The sequence below is a fragment of the Micromonospora sp. NPDC004336 genome (genome assembly GCF_053602615.1).
In genome coordinates this window covers 1-10,285 of sequence record NZ_JBSGDY010000190.1, presented here as the reverse complement: position 1 = coordinate 10,285, position 10,285 = coordinate 1, and the positions used below count along the sequence as shown (strand labels likewise).

10 protein-coding genes are annotated in these 10,285 nt (G+C 75.2%); 6 read left to right on the top strand and 4 right to left on the bottom strand.

Annotated features, from left to right (window positions below; all coding sequences use genetic code 11):
* Positions 1-179 precede the first annotated feature (179 nt).
* The gene (locus ACWENR_RS26710; RefSeq protein WP_452279711.1) at positions 180-1,598 is read left to right on the top strand and encodes an amino acid permease; all 1,419 of its coding nucleotides are present in this window, start codon (positions 180-182) and stop codon (positions 1,596-1,598) included.
* Between the two features lie 100 nt (positions 1,599-1,698).
* On the opposite strand, the gene ACWENR_RS26705 is transcribed toward ACWENR_RS26710, so the two are convergent.
* Entirely contained in the window at positions 1,699-3,171 is a 1,473-nt protein-coding gene (locus ACWENR_RS26705; protein WP_452279710.1) for a serine hydrolase domain-containing protein, read from the bottom strand.
* 55 nt (positions 3,172-3,226) lie between these two features.
* Entirely contained in the window at positions 3,227-3,739 is a 513-nt protein-coding gene (locus tag ACWENR_RS26700) for an ArsR/SmtB family transcription factor (RefSeq protein ID WP_452279709.1), read from the bottom strand.
* Between the two features lie 109 nt (positions 3,740-3,848).
* Between ACWENR_RS26700 and ACWENR_RS26695 the strand changes: the two genes are divergently transcribed.
* The 3 genes from ACWENR_RS26695 (at position 3,849) to ACWENR_RS26685 (ending at position 6,024) form a co-directional block, all read left to right on the top strand.
* On the top strand, positions 3,849-4,781 hold the full coding sequence (locus tag ACWENR_RS26695; protein ID WP_452279708.1) for a ParA family protein: 933 nt from the start codon (positions 3,849-3,851) through the stop codon (positions 4,779-4,781).
* Complete coding sequence (locus ACWENR_RS26690; RefSeq protein WP_452279707.1) at positions 4,778-5,215, top strand: Rho termination factor N-terminal domain-containing protein; 438 nt, start codon at positions 4,778-4,780, stop codon at positions 5,213-5,215. Before ACWENR_RS26695 ends, ACWENR_RS26690 begins: the two co-directional genes overlap by 4 nt.
* A gap of 269 nt (positions 5,216-5,484) precedes the next feature.
* Positions 5,485-6,024 carry a DUF1697 domain-containing protein gene (locus ACWENR_RS26685; protein WP_452279706.1) on the top strand — a complete coding sequence of 180 codons (540 nt, stop codon included), beginning with the start codon at positions 5,485-5,487 and terminating at the stop codon, positions 6,022-6,024.
* Positions 6,025-6,223: 199 nt separating this feature from the next.
* Here the strand turns inward: ACWENR_RS26685 and ACWENR_RS26680 are convergent, their stop codons facing one another.
* Both ACWENR_RS26680 and ACWENR_RS26675 read right to left on the bottom strand, forming a co-directional pair.
* Complete coding sequence (locus ACWENR_RS26680; protein ID WP_452279705.1) at positions 6,224-7,213, bottom strand: MBL fold metallo-hydrolase; 990 nt, start codon at positions 7,211-7,213, stop codon at positions 6,224-6,226.
* Between the two features lie 153 nt (positions 7,214-7,366).
* Positions 7,367-8,269, bottom strand: a complete 903-nt coding sequence (locus tag ACWENR_RS26675; RefSeq protein WP_452279704.1) for a serine hydrolase — start codon at positions 8,267-8,269, stop codon at positions 7,367-7,369.
* A 52-nt stretch (positions 8,270-8,321) separates the two neighbouring features.
* On the opposite strand from ACWENR_RS26675, the gene ACWENR_RS26670 reads away from it, so the two are divergent.
* Both ACWENR_RS26670 and ACWENR_RS26665 read left to right on the top strand, forming a co-directional pair.
* Positions 8,322-9,278, top strand: a complete 957-nt coding sequence (locus ACWENR_RS26670) for a LysR family transcriptional regulator (RefSeq protein WP_452279703.1) — start codon at positions 8,322-8,324, stop codon at positions 9,276-9,278.
* A gap of 115 nt (positions 9,279-9,393) precedes the next feature.
* Positions 9,394-10,245 (top strand): aldo/keto reductase, encoded by an 852-nt coding sequence (locus ACWENR_RS26665; RefSeq protein WP_452279702.1) that lies wholly within the window; start codon positions 9,394-9,396, stop codon positions 10,243-10,245.
* Positions 10,246-10,285 lie beyond the last annotated feature (40 nt).

The window sequence follows — 10,285 nt, the reverse complement described above, 5'->3', positions numbered from 1 at the left end:
GGCCGTGAGACTGGAGATCAGACGTGAGCACTACCGACCCCCGCCGGGGCGCGCGCCCCCGCCCGTTCCGGGGCGCATCCCGGCGCCGCCGTCCTCGTTGGAGATTTACCGACGTCGCTCCTGGGTACCGCACGGGCGCGCGCGGGCGACCGCCCGGCGGGATCGAAAGGGGAACGACGATGACCTCCACGGGAGGCGCTGCGGGCGGCGGTACGGGGATCTTCCGCCGCAAGCCGGTCGAGGAGATCGCCGACGAGTCCGGCGAAGGGCTGGCCCGTCACCTCGGGCTCTGGCAGCTCACCGCCATCGGCGTGGGCGGCATCATCGGCGCGGGCATCTTCGCCCTGGCCGGCGCGGTGGCGAGCGAGACCGCCGGCCCGGCCGTGCTGGTCTCGTTCCTGATCGCCGGGCTCGCCAGCGCGGCGGCCGCCCTGTCGTACGCCGAGTTCGCCGGCATGATCCCGAAGGCCGGCTCGGCCTACACCTACGGGTACGCGGTCCTCGGCGAGGCGGTCGGCTGGTTCATCGGCTGGGACCTGCTGCTGGAGTACACGGCGATCGTGGCCGTGGTGGCGATCGGCATCTCCGGCTACTTCTCCTTCCTCGTCACCGAGCTGGGGGCGGAACTCCCCGCCTGGATGCTGGGCGCCCCGGGCACCGGCGACGGGCACGTGGTGGACCTCTTCGCGGTGCTCCTCTGCCTGTTCATCGCGTTCCTGCTGAACCTGGGCATCAAGTCCGCCGCGCGCTTCGAGACGTTCGTCGTCGGGTTGAAGGTCGCCGTGGTGCTGCTGGTCATCGTGGTCGGCTTCTTCCACGTGCGCACCGCCAACTACTCGCCGTTCTTCCCGTTCGGGGTGAGCGGGGCGTTCACCGGCGCGGCCACCGTCTTCTTCGCGGTCTTCGGCTACGACGCGATGAGCACCGCCGCCGAGGAGTCCAGGGACGCCCGCCGGCACATGCCCAAGGCGATCATCTACTCGCTGGCCATCTCGATGGTCCTCTACGTCCTGGCGACCCTGGTGCTGACCGGCATGCAGAACTACCGGGACATCGACCCGGAGAGCGGCTTCTCGTCCGCGTTCGCCTCCGTCGGCCTCTCCGGGCTGGCCAGCGTCATCGCGGTCGGCGCGATCATCGGCATCCTGACCGTGATGTTCACCTTCATGCTCGGCGTGACCCGGGTGTGGTTCTCGATGAGCCGGGACGGCCTGCTGCCGGGGTGGTTCGCCAAGCTGCACCCGGTGCGCCGGGTGCCGAGCCGGGTCACCTGGATCGTCGGCGTCGGCTCGGCCCTGATCGCCGGTTTCCTGCCGATCCGCGAGGCCGCCGAGCTGACCAACATCGGCATCCTGCTCGCCTTCGTGGTGGTCTGCGTCGCGGTGATCGTGCTGCGGTACCGCCGCCCCGACGCGCCGCGCACGTTCCGGCTGCCCGGCATGCCGGTGGTGCCGGCGGTCGGCGCCCTCTTCTCCCTCTGGCTGATCACCTTCCTGGCCCCGGAGACGTGGCTGCGCTTCGCGGTCTGGTTCGTGCTCGGCGCGCTGATCTACGCCGGCTACGGCTACCGCCGGTCGAAGCTCGCCCGCCGGGGCTGAGGCCGGGTCACCGGGGCCGGGCGGGCCCGCGCCGGGGCCGGCGTCCGGAACCGTCGCGCCCTCGGGGATCCGCCGGCGGCCCGTCGAGGGCGCGGGCGGGTCAGTCGGCCACGACGAGCAGGCCGGCCAGGAGCGCGACGGCCGTCGAGACCGCCGTCGAGGTCAGCCGCCGCCACCGTGGCGCGCCGGCGAGCGGCGGCAGGCCCCGCCAGCGGTACGCGGCCAGCGCGATCCCGGCGACCGACAGGCCGACGCCGAGCGGCCAGAGCCAGGCGGGGACCACCGACCAGTCGCCGAGCCGGTGACCGAGGCCGAGGTAGAGCGCGGCCCAGGCGACTGCGGGCGCCAGGGTGAGCCGGTCCGGGGCCCGGCGGGCCGTGGCGAGCAGGCTCCACCCGCCGACGAGGGTGAAGAACACCGCGAGGCCGGCGCTGATCCAGACCGGCAGCGGCGGCCCGTCGGCGTCGGCCTCCTCCGCCGGTACGCCGAGCAGCCGCAGCCCGATCGGCTCGACGCCCCTGCCGGTGTTGCCGAGCACCACCACGCCGCGACCGGTGGCCCGCTCGAAGCCCACGTAGGCGTGAAAGCCGCCGGTGGCGCCGTTGTGCCAGACGATCTCGCGGTCGCCGTGGCGGGTGGTGAACCAGCCGTAGCCGATCCGCCTACGATCGTCCTCGGTGAAGCGCGGGGTGGCGGCGTCGGCGCCGGGGGCGGTGCCGGCGAGGGTCGCGCCGACGAGCCGGGCCAGGTCCTCGGCGGTCGACCAGTGTCCGATGCCGGCCGGCGCGTACCCGCCGCCGACCCAGGCGTCGACCGCGCGTCCGCCGGCCGTCGACCCCTCGGCGCGCCCGGGCGGCAGGGCGTCGGCGTCGGTGGCCGCCACCGTCGCCGTCATGCCGAGCGGTCGCAGCAGCTCGCGGTCGAGCAGCTCCGCGTACGACGTGCCGGCCCGGGCGGCGAGCGCCTGGCCGAGCAGCGCCACGCCGAGGTTGGAGTAGCGAACCCGCCCCCGGTCGTCGCCGGGCTCCTCCTCGCCGGCGGCCTCGACGAGCCACCCGGCGTCCTGCCCGGCGTAGGGGTTGCCGCCGGTGACGTTGGCCCACCAGGCGCGGGCCATGTCGCCGGCCGACGTGATCGCCAGCCGGGGCAGGCCGGAGCGGTGACTGGCCAGCTCGGCGAGGGTGGCCTCGCGGGCGGGGCCGGTCAGCCCGGGCAGCGCGGCGCCGACCGGCTCGTCGGGGCGGGCGTGCCCGGCCGCGACCTGCCGGGCCAGGAGCATCCCGGTCATCACCTTGGTGACCGACCCGATCTCGAACGGGGTGCCCGGCTCGACGGGCCTGCCCTCGGGGTCGCGGTCGCCCAGGCCGGCGACCCGGACACGGCCGTCCTCCACCACGGCGACGGCGAGGCCCCGGTGACCCTCCGGGTCGGACACCGCCGCGCGGACGGCGGCGGCCAGCGCGGCGTCGCCGGTGCTCTGCCCCGTGAGCCGGGGCGGGCGCGGCATGATCCCGACGGCCGCGACCGCGCCGAAGAGCGCGGCGACCAGGACGAGGGCGGCGGGCTTGCGCATGGCGCTCCTTCCGTTTCGCGGCGACGACCGCTGCCGGCACCGAGGGGTGGGCGGGTCAGCGGCGGGCGGCGGTGAGGATCGCCAGCAGCGGCACGACCCGTTCGGCGGGGACGGCGTAGCGGCCCCGGCCGGTGCTGCGCAGCCAGCCCGCGGCGGCGAGCTGGCGCAGGTGGTGGTGCAACTGGCCGGTGGTGCCCAGGCCCTCGGTGCCGGCCAGCTCGCCGGTGCCGTGCCGGCCGGTCAGGATCTCGCGCAGCAGGCGCAGCCGCACCGGGTGGGCCAGGGCGGTCAGCGCGCCGGCCAGCTCCGTCCAGTCCCCGGCGAGGACGTCGTCGACGGTGCGGCCGTACTGCCAGTCGTAGTGCTGGTCGTCGAGGCGGACGGTGCCGGTGTAGAGCACCGCGCCGGAGCCGTCGGCGGGCAGCCGCCGCTTCAGCCCGTCGAGCGCCCAGAAGACCCCGGCGGCCTCGGCCGGCGCGTCGGCCGGGGGCGGCTCCGCCGCGAACCGCTCGACCAGCGCGGCCACCTGCGCCTCCAGGGCACTGAGCCGATCTTCGATCTCCGCCATTAATCGATAATACGAACTTACGTAGTTACGTGCAACGGCGGCGGCCCGGAGCGGTGCCACGGGAGATCCACCCGCCCGCTACCGTTCCCCGTCTGGGGAGGTGCCGCCGGTGTACGTGGTGTCCGTGATCAACTACAAGGGCGGGGTCGGCAAGACCACCGTCACCGCCAACCTGGGGGCCGAACTGGCCAACCGGGGCATGCGGGTGCTGCTCGTCGACCTCGACCCGCAGGCCAGCCTGACCTTCGGCTTCTACGACCCCGACGACTGGCGGGAGCGGCTGCGCGACGGCCGGACGGTGAAGCGCTGGTACGACGGGCTGCGCGGGGACACCCCGGCGGTCTCCCTGGGCGAGCTGGTCGTCTCCCCCGGCCCGGCGAACGCCCGGCTCAGCGGCGCCGGCCGCCTCGACCTCGTCGCCTCCCACCTCCAGCTCGTCGACATCGACCTGACGCTGGCGCGCGGCGTGGCCGACGGCGACGAGTACGACGCCGAGCTGTTCCGGGTGCGCGGCTCCCTCGCCGAGGGACTGCACGACGACGCGCTGGGCGGCTACGACATGGTGCTCATCGACTGCCCGCCGAACTTCAACGTCGTCACCCAGTCGGCGATCATCGCCAGCGACCACCTGCTCATCCCGGCGAAGGCCGACTACCTGTCCACACTGGGCATCGACTACCTGCACGGCAACGTCCGGGAGCTGGTCGACCGGTACAACGCCGACGCCCGCCGGTTCGCCACCACCCGCCGCCACCACAAGGTCGCCCCCGGGGTCGCCGGCGTGATCTTCACGATGGTCCAGCTCATGGCGCAGCGGCCGATCGCGGCGCACCAGGGCTACATGGACCAGGTCCGCGCGCTCGGCCTGCCGGTCTTCCCGACCGCCCTGCGGGAGAACGTGACGACGTACGCCACGAACACCCCGCGCGGCGTCCCGGTGGTGCTCCGCGACCGGCTCACCCCGCCGGTCGTCCGCGACGAGCTGCGCCAGCTCGCGACCGAGTTCCTCGAACACCTCCAGCCCGAGCGGGTGGGGGCGTGACCGGCCCGGGCCGGGACGTCGCCGGCCTGGTCGCCGCGCTGCTGCGGGACCTGCCCGCCGCCGACCTCGCCGCCCTGGTCGAGGGGCGGGCCCGGCTCGCGGTGGTGCCGCTCGACGCCACCCCGCCCGACCCACCGCCCGGCCATCCGACCGACGCCCGCCCGCCCCGGGCCGACGCCCGCCGGTCAGCGTCCGCCCGGCCGGCCGCGTCGACGGCCGACCCGGCCCGCGCCCGAGTCGCGCTGACGGCCATGTCGCGGCGCGACGACGGTACGGCGTACCTCGCCGGCTGGACCGCCCGCGACCTGCGGGCGCTGGCGGCGGACCTGGGGCTGCGCGGCGTCACCGGGCTGCGCAAGGCGGAGCTGGTCGACCGGATCGTCGACCGCACCATCGGCTACCGCCTCGCCTCCACCGCCATCCGCCGGCTCTGAGCAGGCACCAGAAGCGTTCACCGCCCAGCAGGGAGACCCACGGAAGCCTGTCAGACGCCGTCCTCGTTCCTCGCTCCCACCCGTCACAGACGCCCGACGGCCGCGCGGCTGTCCTGGACCGGACAGACTCCTGCGGATCGGCCCCGCCCGGCCCGGCGTCCGTCCTGCCCGCGCCCCCGATCACCGCCACCCGCACCGGCGACGGATCCCCCGCCCGCCCCCGATCAGGGACTAGGCTGTCCGGCGCCGACGGGTCGAGGAGGACGCGCATGGACAGGTGGGTGGCGCTGCTGCGCGGGGTCAACGTCGGCGGCGCGAAGGTCGCGATGGCGGACCTGCGCCGGCTGGTCGCCGGCCTCGGGCACGACGACGTGAAGACCTACCTGCAGAGCGGGAACGTGGTCTTCGGCAGCACGGTGCGCGACGCCGAGGCGTTGGCGCGGGGCATCGAGCGGGCGATCGCCGACGAGCTGGGGTTGACCGTGCCGGTGCTGGTACGCGGCGGCCGGGAGCTGGCGGCGGTGGCCGGCGGCAACCCGTACGCCGACCGGGAGGACGACCCGACGCGGCTGCTGGTGGCCTTCCTCGCGACCGCGCCCGAGAGGTCCGCCGTGGCCGCGCTGACCGTGCCCGGCGGCGAGAACGTCGCGTTCACGGTCACCGGCCGGGAGGTCTACCTGCACTATCCCGACGGCGGCTACGGCCGGTCGAAGTTCACCAACAACTACCTGGAGAAGAAGCTCGGCGTGGTGGCGACCACCCGCAACTGGCGCTCGGTGCGCGCCCTGGCGGAGCTGGCGACGCCCTGAGCCGCCGCGTCCGCCCGGCCCGGGCGGCGACCGCCGAGTCGCGGACGGCGGGCGATGGCCGGCGAGTCGCGGGCGGCGGGCGGTGGCCGGTGGCCGACGAGTCGCGGGCGGCGGCCGACGAGTCGCGGGCGGCGACGGCGCCGATCGCCCGCCGGCGCGCGGTCGCGACGCCGCGCCGGGCCGCGACCGCGCCGACCGGTCAGAAGCGGTACGCGGTGTGGTACTCCGGCACCACCACCCGGCTGCGCGGGGAGACCCGCCGCACCGCGGCGATCAGCCCGTCCAGCCGCTCGCGGTCGGCCGGGTCCACCGGCACCGGGTTGCGCAGCTCGGTCTCGAAGTTGTCGAAGTGCACCGGCACCACCACCTTCGGCCGGTCCAGCGCGTCGAGCAGCCGCTCGACGTAGTCGGCGGTGCTGGTGCTGCTCGGCAGCGCCACCATGGCCACGTCGGGGGCGAGGCCGGTCAGGTTCCGCTCGACGAAGTCGCTCGCGCCCATGAAGAACACCGACGGCCCGTCGGCCACCCGCACCTGATAGGCGAGGGTGTCGCCCTCGGGCAGGTCGGCGATGGTCTCGGGCTTCGGCGGCGGGCTGACCCGTACGCCCGGGAAGGCCATCGAGTACGACTTGTTCCGGCTGTGCAGCGAGCTGATCACCTCCACCGTGTACGCGCCGAAGTCCAGCACCTCCCCGCCCCGGACCGGGCTGAGCTGCCCCGACGGCAGCCCGTACGCCAGGCCGAGGTGATAGGCCGTCAGGGTGCCGACGACGCGGGCACCGGTGCGGCCGGCGATGTACGGGACGTCCATGTAGTGGTCCCAGTGGGTGTGCGTGACGAGCACCGTCTCCGCCCGGTCCACGAGCGGGTCCACGACGTCGGTGCGGACCTCCAGCTTCTTCGCCGTGTCGAAGGCGCCCCTGAACAACCCCGTGTCGATGCGGCTGAGGAACGGGTCGAGCAGGACGGTGCGGTCGCCGATGTCGATGCGCCAGGCCGACGTACCCCACCAGCGGAAGCTGACCGGGCCGCTGCGGCGGCCGGCCGGCGCGGCGGCGACCGGGGCGGCGGCCGGCGGCGCGGCCTGTGCGGGGCCGGCCAGGGCGGCGCCGGCGAGCCCGCCGGCGGAGACCAGGGCGGTGCTGGCGGCGGCGTCGCGGAGGAAGCGGCGGCGGTCGAGGTTGGGCATGCGGAACTCTCCCCGTCGTGGTGCTGGTCGGTCGTGTCGAGCCAACCAGCACCACCCCCGCCCGGTCCAAGATCGACGGCCGGATCGGCCGATATCCGCCGCGATATCGGGCCAGCTCAGCGCGGTGGAATCCGGGCGCCGGGGCCGGCGAAATCAGTCGCCGCGCAGCGCCTCGACGGCGGCGCGGGCGGCCTCGCCCATCGCCAGGTCGACGTCGATGCGGCGGGTGGCGAGCTGCGCGGCCCGGGCGAAGACGGCGATGGCGTACCGGCCGCCGTCGGGGTATTCGACGACGCCCGCCTCCAGGTGCAGCCCGGGCAGGGTGCCGGTCTTGCCGGCGACCCGCACCCCGGGCGGGAAGCCGGCGGCCAGCCGGGTCCAGAAGAGCTGCCGGGCCATCCAGCCCCGGACCATCGCGCACGCCTCGGGCGGGCCGGCCTCGTTCCGCCAGATCAGGCCCAGCAGCCGGGTGATCTCCCGCGCGGTGCTCGACGTGGTGTGCGCCGGGTCGAACATCCGCATCGCGCGGACCCGCTCGACGGGCAGGGTCGGGAAGATCCGGGCGAAGTCGGCCTCGGTACGCGCGCCGACGTCCGCGAGCATCATCTCGACCAGTTGCCGGGGCCCGCCGACGATCCGGGTGCGCGGCAGCCCCAGCTCGGCGGCGAGCATCGGCAGCACGTCCGCCCCGACCCGGCGCAGCAGCAGGTCGGCGGCCGTGTTGTCGCTGACCGACATGGCGAAGTAGGCGAGATCCCGCAGCGACACCTCGGCGTCGTCGGCGCAGCCGGCGATCCCCCACCCGCCGAGCCGGTCGTCGGCGGTCACCAGCACCCGTTCCTGCGGGTCGAGCTGGCCGGCGACGACCTGCCGGGCGAACTCCAGCACCAGCAGGATCTTGAAGATCGAGGCGATCACCACCTGCTCGTCGGCCCCGACCGCCACCTCCCGCCGGCGCTCCCCCGCGTCGTCGCCGACGGCGTCGAGGTCGACGGCGTGCAGGCAGCCGCTGACCCCGACCCGTGCGAACGTCCGCCCGATCCGTTGCGTCACCACGCTGGGCACGGTAGCCGCCGCCCGCCGCCGGGCGCTGGCGTAGGGTCCGGCCGTGGACCTGCTCCGGCACCTGCGGCACTTCGTGGTCGTCGCCCGCGAGCTGCACTTCGGGCGGGCCGCCGAGCTGCTCGGCATGGCCCAGCCGCCGCTCAGCCAGTCGGTGCAGCGCCTGGAACGGGAGCTGGCCGTCGAGCTGTTCGACCGGTCCCGCCGCCAGGTGCGCCTGACCACCGCCGGTCAGCTGCTGCTCGGCGAGGCCGAGGAGCTGCTCGCCGGGGAGGGCCGGCTGCGCAACCTGATGCGCCAGGTGCGCGAGGGGGTGTCGGGGGTGCTCCGGGCGGGGGTGCCGCCGGAGACGCCCGCGGTGACGCTGCGCGAGCTGCTCGACCGGCTGGCCGACCGGGCGCCGGGGCTCGACGTCGACCTGCACGAGCTGACCAGCGGCGAGCAGGAACGGATGCTGGCCGAGGGCCGGCTGGACGTCGGCCTGCTGCACCACCCCGTCGCCGACGACGGGCTGCGCCTGGGCGCCGCCGTCGACGTACCGCTGGGGGTGCTGCTGCCGCGGGCCTCGCCGTTGGCCCGGGACCGGGAGGTGGAGCTGGCGGCGCTGGCCGGCCTGGACCTGGTGACCGCGCCCCGGGCCACCGCGCCCGGCTGGCACGACCACCTGCTCGACGTCTGCCGCCGGCACGGGTTCACGCCGGGCCGGGTCCGCCCGGCGCGCAATCCGGAGTTCCTCTTCGGGCTGGTGCTGGCCGGCGGCGGGGTCGCCGTCGAACCGGCGGCGACGGCCCGCCGGGAGCCCCGGATCGCCTGGCGGCCGATCGCCGGGTCACCGCTGGTCAAGCGCACCTCGGCGGCGTGGCCGCGACGCGGTGCGCACCCGGCCGCGCCGATGTTCGGGCAGCTCGCGGCGGAGGTGCTGGCCGACGGGCCCGCGCCCCCGGCGCCGCCGCCGGTGCCGCCGCCCCGGCCCTGGCCGGTGCTCTTCGACGAGCCGGCCTGAGGCCGGGATCACCGGTTGGAAGGCCGCCTGCCGGGGGTACGCCAAGGGGACGCCCGGCCGGGCGTGGAAGCGCTTCCGCGCACCCGGCTCCGTGACGACCGGCGAAGGAGCCCCGATGGCGAACGCGATTCCCGACATCTCCCTCAACGACGGCAACACCATCCCGCAGCTCGGCTTCGGGGTCTTCCAGATCGACCCGAAGGACACCGTCGCGGCGGTCCGCAAGGCCCTGGAGGTCGGCTACCGGCACATCGACACCGCCGAGATGTACGGCAACGAGGCCGAGGTGGGCCGGGCGATCCGCGAGTCCGGCGTGGACCGCGACGAGGTCTTCGTGACCAGCAAGCTCAACAACGGCTTCCACCGGCCCGACGACGCCCGCAAGGCGTTCGAGTCGACGCTGGCCGCGCTGCGGATGGACCACGTCGACCTGTTCCTCATCCACTGGCCGCTGCCCACGCGCTACGACGGCGACTTCGTCGCCACGTGGAGGACGCTTGAGGAGTTCCGGCGCGACGGCCGGGCCCGCTCGATCGGGGTGTCGAACTTCCAGGTCGCGCACCTGGAGCGGCTGGCCGCCGAGGCGGACACGGTGCCGGCGGTCAACCAGGTGGAGGCGCACCCCTACTTCGGCAACGAGCGGGTGCGCGCCTACGGCCGGGCGCACGGCATCCCGACCGAGGCGTGGTCGCCCATCGCGCAGGGCAAGGTGCTGGGCGACCCGACGGTCGTCGACGTCGCCGAGCAGGTGGGCCGCACGCCGGCCCAGGTGGTGCTGCGCTGGCACGTGCAGCGCGGCGACATCGTCTTCCCGAAGTCGACCACCCCGGAGCGGATCGAGGAGAACTTCCGGATCTTCGACTTCGAACTGGACGACGCGGCGATGGAGCGGATCACCGGGCTCGACCGGGGCGAGGCCGGCCGGCAGGGCCCGGATCCGGACACGTTCGACTACGTCCCCGCCTGACACGGGGTCGCCGGCTCGCCGGGCACCGTCACACCGTGAC